At 34.5% G+C, this 19321-nt stretch carries 24 protein-coding genes; 19 read left to right on the top strand and 5 right to left on the bottom strand.

What is annotated here, in order from left to right; all coding sequences use genetic code 11:
• Positions 1-11: 11 nt before the first annotated feature.
• From SB679_RS07265 to SB679_RS07255, 3 genes are read right to left on the bottom strand one after another with little or no spacing between them, the layout of a single operon-like run.
• Positions 12-566, bottom strand: coding sequence for a Maf family protein (locus SB679_RS07265; RefSeq protein ID WP_410701599.1), 555 nt, complete (start codon positions 564-566; stop codon positions 12-14).
• A 10-nt stretch (positions 567-576) separates the two neighbouring features.
• Positions 577-1095, bottom strand: a complete 519-nt coding sequence (locus tag SB679_RS07260) for a KdsC family phosphatase (RefSeq protein ID WP_410701598.1) — start codon at positions 1093-1095, stop codon at positions 577-579.
• Positions 1085-1834 carry a Rossmann-like and DUF2520 domain-containing protein gene (locus SB679_RS07255; RefSeq protein ID WP_410701597.1) on the bottom strand — a complete coding sequence of 250 codons (750 nt, stop codon included), beginning with the start codon at positions 1832-1834 and terminating at the stop codon, positions 1085-1087. Before SB679_RS07255 ends, SB679_RS07260 begins: the two co-directional genes overlap by 11 nt.
• Before the next feature lie 96 nt (positions 1835-1930).
• On the opposite strand from SB679_RS07255, the gene SB679_RS07250 reads away from it, so the two are divergent.
• From SB679_RS07250 to lepA, 5 genes are all read left to right on the top strand, one after another.
• Positions 1931-2482, top strand: coding sequence for an RNA polymerase sigma factor (locus tag SB679_RS07250; RefSeq protein ID WP_034708997.1), 552 nt, complete (start codon positions 1931-1933; stop codon positions 2480-2482).
• A gap of 17 nt (positions 2483-2499) precedes the next feature.
• Positions 2500-3030: a hypothetical protein gene (locus SB679_RS07245; RefSeq protein WP_410701596.1), complete on the top strand. Its 531-nt coding sequence runs from the start codon at positions 2500-2502 to the stop codon at positions 3028-3030.
• Positions 3031-3037: 7 nt separating this feature from the next.
• Positions 3038-3568 (top strand): hypothetical protein, encoded by a 531-nt coding sequence (locus tag SB679_RS07240; protein ID WP_410701595.1) that lies wholly within the window; start codon positions 3038-3040, stop codon positions 3566-3568.
• Between the two features lie 116 nt (positions 3569-3684).
• Complete coding sequence (locus tag SB679_RS07235; protein WP_410701594.1) at positions 3685-4704, top strand: hypothetical protein; 1020 nt, start codon at positions 3685-3687, stop codon at positions 4702-4704.
• 144 nt (positions 4705-4848) lie between these two features.
• Positions 4849-6645 (top strand): translation elongation factor 4, encoded by a 1797-nt coding sequence (gene lepA, locus SB679_RS07230; protein WP_410701593.1) that lies wholly within the window; start codon positions 4849-4851, stop codon positions 6643-6645.
• Positions 6646-6692: 47 nt separating this feature from the next.
• Here the strand turns inward: lepA and SB679_RS07225 are convergent, their stop codons facing one another.
• Both SB679_RS07225 and SB679_RS07220 read right to left on the bottom strand, forming a co-directional pair.
• Positions 6693-7457, bottom strand: coding sequence for a hypothetical protein (locus SB679_RS07225; RefSeq protein ID WP_410701592.1), 765 nt, complete (start codon positions 7455-7457; stop codon positions 6693-6695).
• 60 nt (positions 7458-7517) lie between these two features.
• Entirely contained in the window at positions 7518-8156 is a 639-nt protein-coding gene (locus SB679_RS07220; protein WP_410701591.1) for a DUF1579 domain-containing protein, read from the bottom strand.
• Positions 8157-8280: 124 nt separating this feature from the next.
• Here SB679_RS07220 and SB679_RS07215 point away from each other — a divergent pair, with 124 nt between their 5' ends.
• The 14 genes from SB679_RS07215 to SB679_RS07150 all read left to right on the top strand — a co-directional run bounded on the left by SB679_RS07215 (position 8281) and on the right by SB679_RS07150 (position 19121).
• Positions 8281-8976, top strand: a complete 696-nt coding sequence (locus tag SB679_RS07215; RefSeq protein ID WP_410701590.1) for an NrtR DNA-binding winged helix domain-containing protein — start codon at positions 8281-8283, stop codon at positions 8974-8976.
• A gap of 210 nt (positions 8977-9186) precedes the next feature.
• Positions 9187-9642 carry an NADAR family protein gene (locus SB679_RS07210; protein ID WP_410701696.1) on the top strand — a complete coding sequence of 152 codons (456 nt, stop codon included), beginning with the start codon at positions 9187-9189 and terminating at the stop codon, positions 9640-9642.
• Between the two features lie 21 nt (positions 9643-9663).
• Positions 9664-10215 carry a 2OG-Fe(II) oxygenase gene (locus tag SB679_RS07205; protein ID WP_410701589.1) on the top strand — a complete coding sequence of 184 codons (552 nt, stop codon included), beginning with the start codon at positions 9664-9666 and terminating at the stop codon, positions 10213-10215.
• 114 nt (positions 10216-10329) lie between these two features.
• Positions 10330-11301 (top strand): SPFH domain-containing protein, encoded by a 972-nt coding sequence (locus SB679_RS07200; protein WP_410701588.1) that lies wholly within the window; start codon positions 10330-10332, stop codon positions 11299-11301.
• Positions 11302-11405: 104 nt separating this feature from the next.
• Positions 11406-12314 (top strand): sugar kinase, encoded by a 909-nt coding sequence (locus tag SB679_RS07195; protein ID WP_410701587.1) that lies wholly within the window; start codon positions 11406-11408, stop codon positions 12312-12314.
• A gap of 49 nt (positions 12315-12363) precedes the next feature.
• Positions 12364-12777, top strand: coding sequence for a macro domain-containing protein (locus SB679_RS07190; RefSeq protein WP_410701695.1), 414 nt, complete (start codon positions 12364-12366; stop codon positions 12775-12777).
• Positions 12778-12802: 25 nt separating this feature from the next.
• Entirely contained in the window at positions 12803-13219 is a 417-nt protein-coding gene (locus SB679_RS07185) for an ADP-ribosylation/crystallin J1 (RefSeq protein WP_410701586.1), read from the top strand.
• Between the two features lie 2 nt (positions 13220-13221).
• Positions 13222-14040, top strand: coding sequence for a TIGR02452 family protein (locus SB679_RS07180; protein WP_410701585.1), 819 nt, complete (start codon positions 13222-13224; stop codon positions 14038-14040).
• A gap of 22 nt (positions 14041-14062) precedes the next feature.
• On the top strand, positions 14063-15061 hold the full coding sequence (locus SB679_RS07175) for a DUF2971 domain-containing protein (protein ID WP_410701584.1): 999 nt from the start codon (positions 14063-14065) through the stop codon (positions 15059-15061).
• Positions 15058-15744, top strand: coding sequence for a Sir2 family NAD-dependent protein deacetylase (locus tag SB679_RS07170; RefSeq protein WP_410701583.1), 687 nt, complete (start codon positions 15058-15060; stop codon positions 15742-15744). Before SB679_RS07175 ends, SB679_RS07170 begins: the two co-directional genes overlap by 4 nt.
• Complete coding sequence (locus SB679_RS07165) at positions 15744-16682, top strand: ADP-ribosylglycohydrolase family protein (protein WP_410701582.1); 939 nt, start codon at positions 15744-15746, stop codon at positions 16680-16682. Before SB679_RS07170 ends, SB679_RS07165 begins: the two co-directional genes overlap by 1 nt.
• Positions 16679-17851, top strand: a complete 1173-nt coding sequence (locus tag SB679_RS07160; RefSeq protein WP_410701581.1) for a hypothetical protein — start codon at positions 16679-16681, stop codon at positions 17849-17851. Before SB679_RS07165 ends, SB679_RS07160 begins: the two co-directional genes overlap by 4 nt.
• Complete coding sequence (locus SB679_RS07155) at positions 17848-18393, top strand: RNA 2'-phosphotransferase (protein WP_410701580.1); 546 nt, start codon at positions 17848-17850, stop codon at positions 18391-18393. The genes SB679_RS07160 and SB679_RS07155 overlap by 4 nt, the downstream gene beginning before the upstream one ends.
• Positions 18393-19121: a metallophosphoesterase family protein gene (locus tag SB679_RS07150; RefSeq protein WP_410701579.1), complete on the top strand. Its 729-nt coding sequence runs from the start codon at positions 18393-18395 to the stop codon at positions 19119-19121. Before SB679_RS07155 ends, SB679_RS07150 begins: the two co-directional genes overlap by 1 nt.
• The last annotated feature ends 200 nt before the right edge of the window (positions 19122-19321 follow it).

The following is a 19321-nucleotide window of genomic DNA, read 5'->3' as shown; positions in this document are numbered from 1 at the left end:
GTGGGAAAAATTTATATTTCTTTCAAAATTTTATAGACAAGATGGGTAGGAAGCCCCATTATCGTGTAAAAGCTTCCTGAGAGTTTTTTAATTTTCGCCATACCCAGCCACTCCTGGATCCCATAGCTTCCTGCTTTATCAAAAGGCTTATAATTCTGAATGTAATACTCTATTTCATCATCAGAAAGAATTTCAAGTTCTACATCCGCCACATCAGTTTCAGTAATCGTTTTAGAAGGCGTTTTTATCGTAATTCCGGTATACACCTGATGGGTTTTTCCTGAAAGTTCCTGAAGCATTTTTCGGGCGTCGGCTGCATCTTTAGGCTTCCCAAGAATAGTGTCGTTAATGGCAACAATCGTATCTGCGGTGATCAGAACTTCATCTTCTGTAAGATTTTTAAACGTATCTGCTTTTAATTCAGAAAGATAAGCTGCGGCATTTTTTATTTCTATATGTTCCGGAAGGATCTCTTCACAGTCAATTTTTACCACTTCAAAATCGAAACCTAAACTGAATAACAATTCCTTTCTTCTGGGAGACTGTGATGCTAAAAGTATTTTCATAATCAATGAATTAAATAGATTGGGTGCTGTCTTCGTGCCAGTTTCCCTGAACTTTCATGACCTGTTCAATAACGTCACGCACCGCACCGCTTCCGCCTTTTGCAGGAGAAATGTAATCCGCGATGCCTTTTACTTCCGGAACGGCATTTTCCGGACACGCAGCGATTGCTGAACTTTCCATGATCCGGATATCCGGAAGATCATCACCCATGGTAAGAATTTCTTCATTCTTCAGATTGTATTTCTTTTTAAAATCTTCAAAATCAGTCATTTTATTGTGAGACTTCGGATAATAATCTTGAATACCCAGATAATTGACCCTGTGTTTCACCATATCGTCATTTCCACCGGTAATGACACCTATGACATATTCATTTTTTAAGGCTTTTACTACGGCATATCCATCAAGCACGTTCATCACTCTGCTCATATGCCCTCCCGGAAGAAGATACACGCTTCCATCGGTAAAAACTCCGTCTACATCAAACACAAAGGCTTTTATATCTTTTAATTTCTCTTTATAACTCATACATTTTTTTAATAGAGTGATTCATTGTTTTATAAATGGCAAGACTTTCGTCTTTTAATAGCTGCTCATGCATTTCCAATACCCGTACGTCATTCCTTACCGCAGGTCCGGTTTGTGCAGATTTAGGATCTATCTCATGGATTTTCTGAACTGTTTCGTCAATTAACGGCAGAAAATAGTCAAAGGGAATTTCCTGGGAATCTGATATTTCTTTAGCTTTAGAAAAAAGATGATTCACAAAATTACAGGCAAAAACAGCGGTAAGATGAATATATTTTCTTTTTTCATGGCTGCTTTCCATCACATTTTTTGAAATCCGGGAGGCGATGTCAAAGAGAAACTTTTTATCTTCTTCAGTTTCAGTTTCTATAAAAAACGGGATCTTTTCATACTCCAGATTTTTTGATTTTGAAAAAGTCTGTAATGGATAAAAGCTTGCTTTTCTGTAGTCACCACTTAAAATTTCTTTGGGAAGCGAACCTGAAGTATGGGCGACCAGACAGTTTTTTTTAGTAATCATTTGAGAAACACTTTCCACCGATTGATCGCTTACACAAATAAGGTAAAGATCTGCGTCTTCCAACTGCTCCGTGGAATAGGGAACATGTAATTCTTCAGAAATTTTCTTCAGATTTTCTGTATTCCTTCCAAAGATTTGAGCTAAAGGAATGTTTTTCAGAACAAAAGCTTTTGCCAGGTGATAGGCGACGTTTCCGGAACCGATAATTACAATTTGCATCTAACAAAGATAAGATTTTATGATATTTGGACTAAAAATTGAAGAAGTAATTTAACTTTCTGCTATTTTTGTAATCCAAAACAGTGAAAGCATCTTATGAAGATTAAGGACGCGGAGATTATTACGCTGATGCAAGACCCACGAACTCAGGATAAAGGAGTTCGTGCCCTGATGGATGCTTATCAGAGTAGACTGTATTGGCACATAAGAAGAATTATTGTGGACGGAGATCTTGCTCAGGACACTCTGCAGGACACTTTTATAAAAGCTTATCAGAATTTTCACCAATTCAAAAATGATAGCCAGTTATATACCTGGCTGTACAGAATCGCCACCAACGAAGCGTTACAGCAGGTAAATAAGATGAAGAAAATGCAGAAGACCGATGAAGATCCTGAATATTATATGCAGAATCTTGTGGCCGACAATACAGAAGGAGATGCAGAAGAAATACAGATTTTATTGCAGAAAGCCATACAAAGCCTGCCTGAAAAACAGAAACTGGTATTTATGATGCGGTATTATGATGATTTGCCTTACGAAGAAATATCAAAAATTGTAGATATGTCTGTAGGGACCTTAAAAACCAATTATCATTATGCCAAGCAGAAAATAGAAGAATATATTAAAGAAAATTACGAAAAATAATTTTTGAACAAACAAAAATGAAAGAGTTCGACATAGAGAAACTAGAACGTAAAAACATTTACAAAGTTCCTGAACATTTATTTGAAAATATTCAGGATAGAGTAATGCATGATGTAAAGCCAGCCAGAAAAGCACCAATTTTTAAATTGAATTGGGCATATGCAGCTGCGGCATCATTGGCTTTGATTTTTGGAGCAACTTTTGTTTTTAATTCTGATGATAATCCTGCCACAGATGTTGGAAATTCACAAGGAGTATATGCAGAAAATAAAAACGAACCAAAGACAGAAAGCGAGATCGCTTATGAAACGTTGAAATCTGATGTAATCTCTGTTGATAGTAATGATCAAAATTCTGAGACTCAGGAGACCAAAACAGATTCTTATGTACAGCAGAGCGGAGAGAAAGTAAAAGCAGCACCGGTAAAAGCTGTTTCAAAAAAAGAAGAAAAGCAAGTGAATGAATATTTGGATTCGTTTTCTAACTCTGAAATTTCAGAATTAGCAAGCAACTCAACTCAAGACGTTTATTTGGATTTATATAATTAAAGGAAAGATGAGAAAATTATTATTTACGCTTTTTATTATTGCTGGTTTTGGACTGCATGCCCAAAACGCGCAAAATATTCAGAGTTCAGAATATGACTGGAAAAAGATGGACCCTAAACAGCGGAAAGAGGTAATCAATAATCTTTCTCCGGAAGAGAGAAAGGTGCTTCTTACCAAGTTCCGGAATAATATGGTAATGGAAAATCTGAATATCGATCCAAATGATAAAGCTGAATTTACGAGTTTATATACCGAATACCTGGAGAACCAGAAACAGATAAAAAGCCAGTTTAACTCTAATTTTAATCCTGAAACCTTATCTGATGAAGAGGCTAAAGCCAAACTGCAGCAGAGTTTTGAGGTAGGACAAAAATTATTGGATAACAGAAAAAAATATGCAGATAAAATGCAGCAGGTAATACCCTGTCAGAAAGTTTTGAAACTATTCCAGTCTGAGGGAATGATGAGGGATAAAATGAATGAAAGAAGACCTCATAATGGAAATGGTGGTGCTGAAAGGCCCAAACAAAACCCATAATAGTTTATTTTTTTAATGTTGGACGACTCTCACAGAAATGTTTTGTGAGAGTCGTTTAATTTTAGAAATTAACACAATTATAAAACTCTAATCTTTATTTTTGCAAAAATTTAATAATGAAAAAAATACTGTTTTTTCTTTTAGCTTCAATCTTTGTCATTGCTCAAAAAACAGAAACGATTAATCTGTCGAAATCTATTAAAGACAGTAGAAATATATACAGTAGTTTTACAGTAATAGACCAAAGAGAGTCTCCGGAAATTGGAGGAGTGCAATTTCATAAAGATCAGGTAAATATTGCATTTGAAAATAATGCCTCAGGTGATATTAAAGATTGGTTTACTAAATACAACAAACTTGGTAGTGGCGAACATCTCGTATTTTTAATTGAAAAAATTAATATTTCGGAAGAAAAAAAAGATAAATTCCAAATTGGAAAGCTTGATTTTCGTGCCAGTACCTTTATTAAGAAAGAAGATGGGTATCATTTTTTATTCAAAAAAGATACGGTAGCCACGGTTTCGTCTCGTGAAACGCCATATATGGCACAGAGCCTGGCGAAAAAGGTTGCACTTATCTGTGCAGACTTACTTAAAGATTCTTACAGGAAAATGTCATGGGAATTTAGTATATCAGAATCTGAGCTTGCCAATTATGAGGTTTTATTAAAAGACAAGCTCGATATTTTAAAAACAGAAACTTTAAAGGATGGTGTATATAAAGATTCTCATAATTTTTTTACAAACAATGTAGAATCTGGATTTACATTGCAGGCCAATGACAAGGGAATTGTGACTAAAGCAGTAAATGGGGATGAGAAAAAACCAGTGAGAAATTTCTATGCCTTTGTTCATAATGGAATTCCTTATAAAGTCATTCCTATGGGCTATACTGAGATTTTTAAAAATGAAAAAGGTCTTTTTATCGAAGCCAGAAAAGAAGATTTGTTTCCGGAAGGCTCTTCTAATACAATAGCCATCGGAACAGCAGCGGGTGGGCTGGTAGGTGGCTTGATTGCTGTGGCAATTGATGCAAGTTTTACTAAAAAAAAGAGAGGAATTCCGGAGTATGAGGTTTATCTCGATCCTTTGACAGGAAATTACATTTTACCGGAAAATTTTGGTAAAGCTAAATAAAACACAAAAGTAGAGATCGTTTTGTCTCGCTTTGTAATTCTATTATTCAATTAAATATTAAGGATGAAGTGCGCTTTTAAGGGATGAAATTTAAAATGAAATTATCCTGCATTTTCTTATCTTTGCAAATTACACAGTTCTTAAATGAAAAACATACGAAATTTTTGCATAATCGCACATATTGACCACGGTAAAAGTACTTTGGCGGATCGACTATTGGAATATACCAATACTGTTACCCAAAGAGAATTACAGTCTCAGACGCTGGATGATATGGATTTGGAGAAAGAACGTGGGATTACCATCAAATCTCACGCGATCCAGATGGATTATGAATATAAAGGAGAAAAATATATTTTAAATCTGATTGATACACCGGGACACGTAGATTTTTCTTACGAAGTTTCCCGTTCTATCGCTGCTTGTGAGGGGGCACTTCTTATTGTAGATGCTGCACAAAGTATTCAGGCACAAACTATTAGTAATCTTTATTTGGCATTGGAAAATGATCTTGAGATCATTCCTATTCTTAATAAAATCGATCTTCCGTCAGCAAATCCTGAAGAAGTTACCGATGAGATCATGGGTCTTTTAGGATGTAAGTATGAAGATGTTCTTAGAGTTTCAGGGAAAACAGGAGAAGGTGTTCACGATTTGCTTGAGCAGATTGTCAACAGAATCCCGGCTCCGGTTGGAGATCCTAAAGCTCCGCTTCAGGCTTTGATTTTTGACTCTGTATATAATCCTTTCAGAGGAATTGAGGCTTATTTCAAAGTAGTGAACGGAAGTATTTCTAAAAATGAAAAGATCAAATTTTTCGCTACCGGAAAAGAATATGGTGCTGATGAGGTGGGAACGTTAAAACTAAAGCAGGTTCCGAAAAAAACAATTGAATGTGGAGATGTAGGATACATTATTTCAGGGATTAAAGATGCAAGAGAAGTAAAAGTGGGTGATACCATTACCTCTTTTGTGAATCCTGCTGATGCTGCGATTGATGGTTTCGAAGAAGTAAAACCAATGGTATTCGCCGGAATTTATCCAATTGAATCTGAGGATTTTGAAGAATTAAGATTTTCACTGGAAAAATTAAGGCTAAATGACGCTTCTTTGGTTTTCGAACCTGAAAGTTCTGCGGCACTTGGTTTTGGTTTCCGTTGCGGATTCTTAGGAATGCTTCACATGGAAATTGTTCAGGAACGTCTTGAAAGAGAGTTTAATATGAACGTTATTACCACGGTTCCCAACGTTTCTTACCATGGATATTCTAAAAAAGATCCTGAAACCACTATTTTAATCAACAACCCATCTGAAATGATTGATCCCAATCTTTTAGACAGAGTTGAAGAACCTTATATAAAAGCTTCCATTATCACTAAATCTGATTTCGTGGGTGCCGTGATGACATTGTGTATCGAGAAAAGAGGGGAGATTGTCAACCAAAGTTATTTAACAGCAGACAGAGTTGAATTAACGTTCAACATGCCTTTGGCAGAGGTTGTTTTTGACTTTTACGATCGTTTAAAATCAATTTCTAAAGGATATGCATCATTCGACTATTCACCAATCGGGATGCGTTCTTCTAAGCTCGTTAAGATGGATATTCTTATTAATGGAGATATGGTAGATGCCCTTTCTTCATTAATTCATGATAGCAATGCTTATTATATCGGAAAGAAAATGTGTGAAAAACTTCGTGAACTGATTCCTAGACAGCAATTTGATATTGCAGTTCAGGCAGCATTAGGTGCGAAAGTTATTGCAAGAGAAACGATTAAAGCATTAAGAAAAGATGTTACCGCAAAATGTTACGGAGGAGATATTTCCAGAAAGAGAAAACTTCTTGAGAAACAGAAAGAAGGTAAAAAGAAAATGAAACAGATTGGTAGAGTAGAAGTACCACAGTCCGCTTTCATGGCTGTATTGAAGCTAAACGATTAAAATCAAAACATATAGTAAAAATCCGCAGAAATTTTCTGCGGATTTTTTTATTCAAAGAATTCATGCCTTTGATTAGTTATAATTTCTTCACTTATTGATGATTTGTAAATTTTAGAAGTTGCGCTGTCAAGTTTTATTTTGAATTCTCTTTGTTCTTTTCCATTCAGATAAGGTAAAGATAAAATTACAAATTCTTTTGGTCTTAGAATGATGTAGGTTGGTCTCTTTGGAGGAATGCAGCCAAACACAACATATCTTGTATTTTTAATATTTTGCCATTTTTTAGATTTTGTTTTTACAAATGGACTAAAATAAATAAAGGAATTAATATCGATTTTTAAAGGTTTTGAATCAATATTTTTAATGAAAATTGGATAGGATTTAAAACATATTATTTTGTCATTTCTCAATTTATAAAGTGGAATAGTGTCATTTTCTTTAACAATAATTTCAATTTTTTTAGAATTTAAATCATCTGTTTTCATTACATTTTCAGAAGAAATACCCTGAAAAGGGTTTTCGTGAAAATAGGGAAGTATTGATTTTTCTATATTATAATCTAATTGTTCTTTTTCACCGATTTGTGGTGGAGGAGGAATCCAATCTATATCTTTAAAATATTTTATTTGAATGGAATCGTTAAAAAATCCTTTATATAGAACATTACTTCCAAAGTCAATGGAGTCGCTATTGAATTCTTGAATTTCCATTTTAATTTCTTTCGGATAAACCAAAACAATATCATCCGCAAAAGTTTTTCTCTCTTTACAACCTGCTAATAATACGATTACAACCAAAAGAAATTTATTCATTTAAATCTTTTTAAGAATTTTGAATGTACAAAAAAACCGCCTCAATCGAAGCGGGTTTTGTTATTTTTTACGGGTATATTTTATTTCCATTGTTTTATATTCTTTTCCGGTTTTAGGGTCGGGGCCGTACATTTCCATAACATGATGATTGTCGTCTACGATGGTGAAAACTTCTCTTATATTACAGTCTTCTCCGGGTCTTGCAGGATCTGTCATTTTTCCTTTAAATTCAATTGATTTCTTAGAAGAACTCCATTCGCCTTCCATATTCATGATTCCGGTTCCCATATTATCAATCCAGAAGCTTACAAACTTCTTTTTTGCGTTATCATAACCCACAATACTTATTCCCTCGAAAGGAATTCCCATGAAATTTCCTTTATGTTCACCCATTTGATAACGGCCGCCAAAAATCATTTTATTGCTGGCTTCTGAAGTGGTTGTCATTGGTTTTCCGCTGCTTTCCATCCACGTTGTATTTTCTCCGTTCCATGATCCGTCAGATTTTGCAAGCATTTTTTGCATTTCACCCGGAGTTGCATAATCCATCCAGGCTTTGTTTGCTGTGGCAGAATCTACAGGTTTCCATTCTTTACTTGTTAAGGAATCTGCTTCTTTTCCTGTTTTCACATCCAATTTTGCTTTGTCGCAAGCAATAAAAAGAAAAGCTGTTGAGGCAGCCAAGAATAAATTTTTCATAATTGTTTAGTTTTAAGATGTTTATAAATTTAATGAAAATTATAAAACAAAGTTTTTTTATTTTTCTGTTGATATTGATCATTCTAAATTGTATTTTTGTGTATTCATAACGCAAATTAATATAATGAAGTCTCCAAAAAAATTACAGGATATAAAAGTTGCAGTAGATGCAGTTATTTTCGGATACTTTGATAAGAAAGATCTTCAGATCCTTTTGATCAAAAGAAACATTGAGCCCTTCAAAGGCGGCTGGGCACTTCCCGGAGGGCTGGTTTTGGATGACGAGAACCTTGATGATGCCGTAAAAAGGGAACTTCATGAAGAGGCAGGCATAAAGCCTGATTTTTTAGAACAACTCTATACATTTGGTAATGTAGGGCGGGATCCCCGGAATAGAGTGGTTTCTGTGGCTTATTTGGGCCTTGTTAACCCTTCCTATCATGAACTGTTTGCCGATTCGGATGCTGACGACGCCCAATGGTTCAGTATTAATACACTCCCATCACTTGCTTTTGACCACCAGACGATCATAGATATCGCCTTAAAAAGACTTCGTACAAAACTTCAGTACCAGCCTATCGGCTTCAATCTTCTCGATGAAGAATTTCCTTTTTCAGACCTTGAAAATCTTTATAAAACCATTATCGGAAAAGAAATTGACCGTAGAAACTTTCGAAAGAAAATTATGAGCTATGGGCTCCTTAACGAAACCAATAACGTTAAAAAAGAAGGAAGCGGCAGACCCGGAAAATTATTCACCTTTAACCAGGAAAAATATGCGGAACTCGAAGAACAGGGTTTTTATTTTGAAATTAAATAAAAGTTGATCTAATTATTGAGGATCAGTTTTTCTAACAACCAGACATTCACTTTAATTCATAGAAACGGACTTTGGTTCGTTTTTTTTTTGCTATAATTAAATTTTAATTGCTGTAAATCAAATAGTTACATTGTTTAGTGTAAAATTAACACAAATTAATTTGGTTGGATAAATGATATTCTTTTAAATTTGTGTAAAAATAACACAATGATGAAATTTAGTTTAAATACATTAATAGAAGAGAATCAGGAAAACGAATTCATCTTCTTTTGGGGACATCAGCCTTCAAAAGATGGAGCGATTACGAAAACGTGTTTCAGCCAATGGTGGTTATCTTCATTTGTTGTGAATGATGTTACTTATGAATCTGCAGAACATTGGATGATGGCTAAAAAAGCTGAATTATTTAGAGATGAGGAACAGCTGAGAAATATTTTATCTGATCCTAATCCTGTTGTTGAAGGTAATATCCATAAGTTTTCTCAAAACGCTGAACTTGCAAAATTTCTTGTATCAACAGAAGATAAAGTTATTGTTGAAGCGAGCCCTTTTGATGCTATTTGGGGAATAGGGACCAGTAAGCATTTAATGGATCCTAAAGAATGGAAAGGAACGAATTTACTTGGATTTGCTTTGATGGAAGCAAGAGAACAATTAAAAAAGTAATAGACCCACAAAATAAACATCATGGAAAAAACAGAATTACATCCACAAATATTCCTGATCGAAGACTTTTTAACGAAAGCAGAATGTGAGGAATACATTGCAATGACTGAAAATAAAGTTTTTGAAGAGGCTAAGATCAATTTACAGGGGCAGCAACTGATGAATAAAGGAGTCCGGAATAATGACAGACTCATGATCTTTGATAAAAACTTAGCAGAGACTCTTTTTGAAAAAGCATCTCAATTTCTTCCTCCAATGCATGACGGATATACATTGCAGGATTTTAATGAAATGGTTAGAATTTATAAATATGCTCAGGGCCAACGGTTCAAAATGCACAGAGACGGAAGTTACATCAGAAATGAAAATGAAAAAAGTTTTTATACTTTTTTAATCTATTTGAATGATGATTTTGAAGGAGGGGAAACCGAATTTGAAAACCTGTTCACAGTAGCTCCTAAAAAAGGATCTGCGCTAATTTTTTATCATCCGTTAAGACATGAAGGAAAGATCTTGATCAACGGAATAAAATATGTCTTGCGAACAGATATTATGTATTCTAATAGAAAGTAAGCCGTGAAAGGAAGAGTATTGTTATGCCTTTTTCAATTAGCGTATATATAACACAAATATTAATTTTTAAAACCTAAAGCTATGTTTGGTTTCCGACACATCAAATTTGATTCAATGACGTATGTACTTCATTTTAAAAATGGAAAAATCGTAAAAGAAGGAAGAGGATTATCATTCTTCTATTTTGCTCCCAACTCATCTATTGCAGCCATTCCCATGGGAAGTAATGACCTGCCGTTTATTTTTAATGAGAATACGCTGGATTACCAGACGGTAAAAATACAGGGACAGATAAGCTATAAGATCACAGATCCGAAAGCACTTTCCAATACGCTGGACTTTACGGTAGATGAATCCGGAGTGTATAAAAAGAATGAGATTGAGAAACTGAACCAGAGGATTATCAATCTTGCCCAGACTTCTACTTCTTCATTTATTCATGAGATCAGCTTAAAAGAGGCGATCCGTTCTGCAAAGAAAATTGAAGGAAATATTCTCGCAGGGCTGAAGTCTTCTGAAACCGTACAGATTATGGGAATTGAAATCATGGGCGTTACAATTCTGGCGGTTCAAACCAATCCGGAAATGGCAAGAGCCCTGGAAACAGAAACCCGCGAAAAGTTACAGCAGCAGGCTGATGAAGCCATCTATGAAAGAAGAAATTTTGCCGTAGAACAGGAAAGAAAGATCAAAGAATCTGAATTGAATACTGAAATTGCCGTTGAGGAAAAACAAAAGCAAATTGAAGAAAAAAGGATGGAAACGGAGGTGCAGCAAGAGGAAAACAACAGAATTTTAAGGGAAATGAAAATTGCAGCCGATATTTCTGTGGAAAATCAGAAGAAACAGCTGATCGAACAAAGAACGGAAAATGACAGAAAAGAAGCGGAAACCAGAGGATATATACTGGAAACCTCCTTACAGCCCTATAAACAAATGGACTGGCGGGTACTGACTGCTCTGAACGGAAATCAGGATGCAAGATCCAATATCGCTCTTGCCTTCAGAGAACTGGCCGAAAATGCAGGTAAAATCGGAAACTTAAACATAAGCCCCGATCTCCTCGAAAACCTTTTAAAAAAATAAGTAAAATAAATGTATGGTCTGAGATCTGGAGTCTGAAATCTAGCGTCTAACATCTCCTCCCTCATAAATACTTTTTACAGTGTACATTTTACAAAAAAAACAGAATGAAACCAGAATACGCCATCATCATTAAAAATAAAACAAGACTGGAAGCATTGATTGAAAGATTCAATACCAAAGGACAGGCCAGGTTTTATATTGAAAGTTCAGGAGGAGATTTTCAGGAATATGTGGATGAACATGAGAAGTTGTATCAGGCATTTCTGGAGGTTCAGACAAAACTTTCCAAAACCATTAAAAATAAAGTGGTAGAAAGAGAATTTGTACCCTCCTATATTTTCTCTGAAAAGAATATCATTATCGTCATCGGACAGGACGGATTGGTAGCCAATGTAGCGAAATATTCCAACAACATTCCCATAGTGGCCATTAATCCTGATGAAGAAAGGTATGACGGAGTATTGCTTCCTTTTACGCCTGGAAATTTTATGAATGGAGTGAATTCCATTATTAACGAAAGTTTTAGTTTGAAAAGAATGAGATTCGCGGAAGCAGTTTTAAATGACGGACAAAAATTACTGGCCGTAAACGATCTGTTCATCGGCATTTCTTCTCACAGTTCGGCTAGATATAAGATCATACTGAATGGAAAAGAAGAAACACACTCTTCAAGCGGTATTATTGTCTCCACAAAAACAGGAAGCACAGGCTGGCTGAGCTCAATTTTTAATATGGCATATGGTATTCTGGGTTCTCAAAGACTGAGTTATCCGAAGCTGAAAGAAGAAGATTTATACTTTGCCGTAAGAGAACCTTTTAAAAGTAAAAGAACACAAACTGAAATTTGCGGTGGTGCTATAAAGAAAGGAAATAAACTGATCATAGAATCTCTGATGCCAAATAATGGTTTTATATTTAGTGACGGAATTGAGCAGGATTTTTTGCAGTTCAACAGTGGAACTACAGCGGAAATCAGACTGTCTGATGAGGAAGCGGTTTTGGTGATTAGATAACATAACATGGAAGCGATACAATATATAAAAGGAGGGAGAAGGAAATAAAATCATTGCCCATATTTGTAATGATATTGGAGGTTGGGGAAAAGGTTTTGTAATGGCAATCTCTAAAAAATGGAAGCGCCCGGAAGAAGAATACAGAGCATGGTTTAAAAGCCAGGAAGTATTTAAGCTAGGAGAAATACAGTTGGTAGATGTTGAATCTGATCTCTGGATTGCTAATATGATTGGACAGCATAAAATCAAAACAGAATCTAACGGAGTAGCACCAATCAGATATGAGGCCGTAGAAAAATGTCTTGAAAAACTTGCTGAAGAAGCTCAAAAATTAAATGCTTCCGTACATATGCCGAGAATAGGTTGTGGATTAGCAGGGGGAAAATGGGAAGAAATTGAAAAGATCATTACACGGTCATTATTAAAAAATAGGATCAAGGTATCCATATATGATTTTGAATAAAATGAATATTAAAAACACTTTATAAATGATGAAAACAAAAGTATTGTACAGACCCGTAGGAGAAAAAGAAATGCTCTTAATTATTGAAAACGGATATAAAAAATTTCCACCCCGATTAAATTGGCAGCCTATTTTTTATCCTGTACTGAATGAAGAGTATGCTTCAGAAATTGCAGAAAAATGGAACACAAGAGATGAAGCAGGAAATTATCTTGGTTTTGTAACCCGTTTTGAAGTGCAGGAAACAGAAATTAACAAATATGAGGTTCAGAACGTCGGAGCAGGAAACCATAATGAATTGTGGGTTCCTTCGGAAGAATTGGAAACATTTAATCATGCTATTATTAGAAATATAGAGGTGATTAGAGTGTTTGTTGGAAATGACTTTAAAAAGTCGGCAAGCAAAGAAATCGAAAGCCTTATAATAAACATTAGAAATTAATCATGACCAATAGAGGAATGGCGAAAGATACATTAGAAATCTTAGCTAAAAAATATTATATAAATAGTAAGAAAGAGAAGGTAGAATTGCAGAAGGAGATTGAAGCCTGCAAAAAGAATACTGTTTTATTCAGCGCTGAAGAGCTTTTCATATTAACGCAAAACATACCTGAAGCATTAGATTTTACAACTGAAATTGAAATCTGGAACTGTAGTTCTTTAAAAGCTATCTTACAATTGGCTCAGGAAGAAGATGAGAACAAAATGATGTGTTTGAATTTTGCCTCTGCTAAAAATCCGGGTGGTGGATTTATGAGCGGAGCTGAAGCACAGGAAGAGAGTCTGGCAAGAACATCCGCTTTATATGCTTCCCAATTGGAAGCAGAAAGTTTTTATACAACACATCGGGGCATAAAATCCTGTTTTTATACAGATATGATGATTTACAGCCCAAAGGTTCCGGTGTTTAGAAAAGATAAAGGAGAATTATTGCCGAAACCCGTTTTGTGTAATTTTATCACTTCTCCCGCTGTAAATGCAGGTGTTGTAAAGCGACAGGAACCAGAAAGAGCGAATGAAATTTTCGGAGCAATGGATATGAGAATGGATAAAATGCTAGCTTTAGCTGTACATCAAGGAAATAAAACATTGATTTTAGGAGCTTGGGGATGTGGCGTTTTTAAAAATGATCCGAAAGAAATTGCAGAACTATTCAAGAAATACCTTCACGGAAAGTATAAAAATAAATTTAAAAGAGTGGTTTTTGCAGTTTTGACGAAGAAAGAAGAAATGATAAAACCATTTGAGGAGATTGTAAATTAGTATAAAGATCCAAAATAATCTTATGAAAGCATACAAATATAGATCAATTGAAGAGGATATTTTTAAAAGAGATTTTAAAACACTAGCTAACAATACTTTTTATTCTCCTAATTATACAACACTTAATGATCCATTTGATATTTATTTTAGTGAACAAATATCACCCTTACTTAAGATTTTAAACAAAATGTTTCCAAATAATGATTCATCAAATTTTGAAAAGCAACTTAAAACTGTTTTAAATTCTAAAGAAAAGACGGGTATTTATTGCTTAAGTAAAGATTTTTTAAATGAACAACTATGGGCATATTATGCAAGTTCTTATTTAGGTTATTGTATTGAATATGATTTGGATAAATTAGTTAACAAAAGTCAAAACTCAGATTTTGAATATAAATTAGAGATTAATTACGAGGATGTTATTCCAACAATAGACATTGGAGATATAAAAAATCAAGAGAGCTTAATTAGAAAGATGTATGCTGTAAAAAAGTCAAATTGGAAACATGAAGATGAGTTAAGATTAATTTTTAATGATTATGGATTTAAAAAATTTCATCCATCAGCAATTACGGGAATATACTTTGGACATAAAACTGAAGAATTTATAAAGGAGGCTTTTTATAATCATTTTCAAAATGAAGATGTAAAATTCTATGAAATATTTCCATCCAATTTCAAGCTAGACTATAAGCTCATTTATGAAACAAAAAGAAAATTGAAATTTGATCTAAATAAGTTTGACTTTGAAATACTCAGATTACCAAGAGAAAATCAATGGGAACAAATTTTTGATATATATTACAAAGGAAATAATAATAACGAATTTGAAATAAACGAATTTGTTGAAGCTTTTAAAGAGAAGTATTGCTTTAAAGAAAATACGTTATATCTGTTTAATAATAAGGAAGTATTGCCTTTACTAGATATCTATCCTTTTAATGAAGAGCAACATAATCAATATGAAAATTCAATTATCAAAATCATTTATGGTAAAAATTCTGAAATATTAAACCGATGAAAAAACTAACCATATTAAGCGGTGCCGGAATCAGCGCCGAAAGCGGAATAAAAACCTTCAGAGACGGAGACGGGCTTTGGGAAAATCATAATGTAACAGACGTAGCAAGTCCGGAAGGATGGAGGAAAGACAGAGCGCTCGTTCTGGAATTTTACAACCAGAGAAGGCGTCAGTTACATGAAGTAGAGCCTAACGATGCCCACAGATTGATCGCAGACTTAGAACAATATTTTGACGTACAGATTATTACTCAAAATATAGATGATCTCCACGAGAGAGCCGGATCAGCAAATATTCTTCACATCCACGGAGAATTGTTCAAATCGTGTTCATGCAATAATAAAAACCTGACCTATGATCAGAAAGATGATATCAATATCGGAGACAAAGCAGAAGATGGAGCTCAGCTGAGACCATTTATTGTGTGGTTCGGAGAAGATGTACCCTTGTTTAAAACAGCAAGCGAAGAAGTAAAAGAAGCAGATATTTTACTGGTTATTGGAACTTCACTGCAGGTATATCCTGCTGCCGGATTGATTCATGATATAAAAGATGACTGCCTTTTGATTGTCATTAATCCTAATGAAACCGGTTTCGGATACGGTCAGAGAGCTGTGGTTATGAAAGAAACCGCAACGAAAGGAATGCAGTTATTGTTTGATAAACTTGTTAATGTTGCCTGATGGAAAATTCAGTGAAAGCAGGAATTTTTGGAGTATGTATTGGTGATGCTCTGGGAGTTCCGGTGGAATTTAAAAAGAGAGAAAATTTAAAAAAAGCTCCTGTTACGGGATATTTAGAATATATGTCTTGGAACCAGCCAAAAGGAACTTGGAGCGACGATAGTTCTTTAACCCTTTGCCTTGCTGATGCATTGACAAAAGGATATGATTTAGAAAAGATTGGGCAAAAATTTGTAAAATGGAATAAATATGGACATTGGACTGCTCACGGAAAACTTTTTGACATCGGCAGAACGACAAAACATTCCATAGCCAGGTTAATTAAAGGAGAAAGTGCTAGATTCTCAGGAAATATATTTGAAGAAGATAATGGGAATGGTTCTCTGATGAGAATTATTCCCTTAGCTTTCTACCTTAAAGATGAAAAAAATATTGAAAAACTATATCAAACGGTAAAAGAAGTGTCATCAATTACCCATGGACATTTCCGTTCTGTTTTTGCATGCTTTATCTACGTGGTCTTTACTGTTCAATTATTACAAGGAAAAGAAAGGAGAGAAGCTTATAACTATATGCAGAAAGTAGTTTTGGAATATGGAGGAATTCAAGGTTTCAATTCTAAAGAAATTGAACTTTTTGAAAGAATTTTAAAAAATGACATTTCAAATTATCCTGAAAATGATATAAAAAGCAGCGGTTATGTCCTTCACAGTTTAGAAGCCTCATTATGGTGCTTTCTCAACTCAGAAAGTTATTCCGAAGCAGTACTGAAAGCCGTAAACCTGGGCGAAGACACCGATACCACCGGAGCTATCACAGGAGGAATAACAGGAATCTATTACGGGTTTGAAAATATTCCCGAAGACTGGGTTTCAGAACTGGTAAGAAAAGAAGATATTGAAAATTTGTGTGATAAATTAAATGAGAAGCTGAAATGAAGGAAATAGTTACATTTTACGTCTTGCTTGGATTAAAAGATTTGGAGTTTCTTGCTGAAAATAATTTTATATCGTTACCATCTAATGAACTACCTTTTACTCTAAAAAAAGAGGATATTGAAAAATATGCTGAAACTTCAATGAAGTATACAGAAGATACTTTAATAACAGCAAGGGTGGAATGTGATATGAACCTGTTTACTGCATACAGAGATTCTCATCCAGACGATGACTCATCAGAGTTCGGAGGGCTTTCGGAAGTAAAGACCAATACGCTTAATCATGCATTAATTGATAAAATTAAAATTGAAAATATTTTTGGCAAAGATCTTCAGAATATTGAAAATGAAAGGACGATAGCACTTTTAGACGGTGAGCAGCGTTTTTTTGAATGGAGGCTTAGAATATTTCTTGACAAAAATACAAGAGAAATTATTCCTTACAATTATTTTAAAAGAGAAAAAGATGAATTATCATCAGAAGAAAATATCGAAAAAATAAAAGCTGAAATTGATGAAGAAACAAAATATTTGAAGAAAAAAACAGAAAAAACATTCAAAATAAACTCAGTTGAGGAAGCTGTAAACTATTTGATTCATGAAGATTTGGATGAGGAAGATATAAAAAGTTTCAAAAATAAATCCTGTGCTGCAAGACTTGAACATTTTGGAGAAAATTTCGGATTTCATTTTGGTTATGGGATGTATCTACGGAATCTTTTTTTTCATGGAAACAAAAATCAGCAATTTCTTGATGACCTTGAAAAATATAAACCAAATATTTTTTTAGATAGTGGAGAATTTGGAGAAGGAATTATTTATGATTTGCTGTGGAGAAAACTAAATAGTTGTGAAACTTCACAAGAAAATGCTAAGAAAGTGCGGGATATTCAGGCGCAAATTGAGAATAGTATTAAAGATGATTCTGATTGGAATTTATATATCACAATGAAACTTCTTTCATATAATTTTACTGAAGATGAAATTAAAAAACAATTGGAATTAGAAAAAAGGATGGATGATGATAATGGTAATTTTGAGGAATATTATTTTCAACAAAAAGCTCTTTTGGCAAGACTAAATAAAGAAGATAGAGAAACTTTTGAAAATATAAAGCAAGATTATTTTAAAATACAAAATGTCGTGAAAAAATTAAAACTAAAATCATGAACGAAATAGAAAATAAAAAAATAAGCAAATTCCTGAGTTACGTGCTTAGGCATCATCCCGACCTTATCCATTTACAGCTGGATGAAAATGGCTGGGCAAATGTTGATGAACTGATTACAAAATCAACCGGGCATTCCGTAGGATTTACCTTCGAAGAATTGGATGAAATTGTGCAGACCAACAATAAAAAGCGTTTTGCTTTTAATGAAGATAAAACCATGATCAGAGCCAGTCAGGGACATTCTATCGATATTAATCTGGCTTTGATTCCACAACAGCCACCGGAATTTCTCTATCACGGAACCGCTCAAAGTAATCTTGATTCCATTGTTGAAAAAGGAATTGAAAAAAGAAGCCGTCAGCATGTTCATTTAAGTGCCGATAAAGAAACAGCCACTAAAGTTGGTATGCGTCATGGAAAACCAATAATTTTGACCATTAAAACAGGAGAAATGTTTGAAAATGGAATTCATTTCTACGTTTCCGATAACGAAGTCTGGCTCACAGATTTTGTAGATGCAAAATATATTTCAAAGGAATAATGAAAAGAACATTCGTAATAGGAGATATTCACGGCGGATTTAAAGCGCTGAAACAGGTATTGGAGAGAGCAGCGGTTACTGCTGATGACCAATTGATCTTTCTCGGAGACTATGTCGACGGCTGGAGCGAATCTTCTCATATCATCAATTTTTTAATAGAACTCTCCGAAAAACAGGAATGTATTTTCATTAAAGGAAATCATGATGCCTGGTGCGAAGACTGGATTTCGTTGGGAATGAGTCCGGAAGTTTGGCTTTTTCATGGAGGACGAAAAACCGTTGAAAGCTATGAAGGGTATTCTTTAGAAGATCTTGACAGACATTTAGAATTTTTTCAGCAGATGAAAAACTATTATGTAGATCCCCAAAACCGGCTGTTTATTCATGCCGGATATTCCTCTATGCACGGTCCCGAAAAAGAAGTTTATTCCAGCAACTACCGATGGGACAGAACGCTTTGGGAAACTGCTGTTTCAATGGATAAAAGACTGAAGCGGAATTCAGAATTATATCCTAAAAGGCTGTTATTGTACAATGAAATTTTTATTGGGCATACACCGACTATAGATTTAGGAATCGGGTATCCTCTTAATAAGGCCAATATTTGGAATATGGATACAGGGGCGGCGTATACAGGCTCTTTGTCGATTATGGATGTCGATACCAAAGAATTCTGGCAAAGCGATCCGTTACCTTCTTTATATCCGCACGAAAGAGGAAGAAATTAGGGAATTAAGCTGCGATGATTTTATTTTCTCTCGCAGATAATGGAGATTAAGCAGATTTTTGTGTAGCATTTTTATCTGCCCAATCTGCTCAATTCGCATGAGTATATGTTTCTCTCGGAGATTTTGCAGATCAGGCAGATCTTTTAGCATTTAAAATTCGTTCGTCGTCAAAGAATTATACTACAATATCAGTACTTTTA

The organism is Chryseobacterium sp. SIMBA_029, assembly GCF_046535275.1.
Taxonomy (GTDB): Bacteria; Bacteroidota; Bacteroidia; order Flavobacteriales; family Weeksellaceae; genus Chryseobacterium.
The sequence above is the reverse complement of the archived record's forward strand: the minus strand, read 5'-3'. Positions and strand labels throughout refer to the sequence as shown.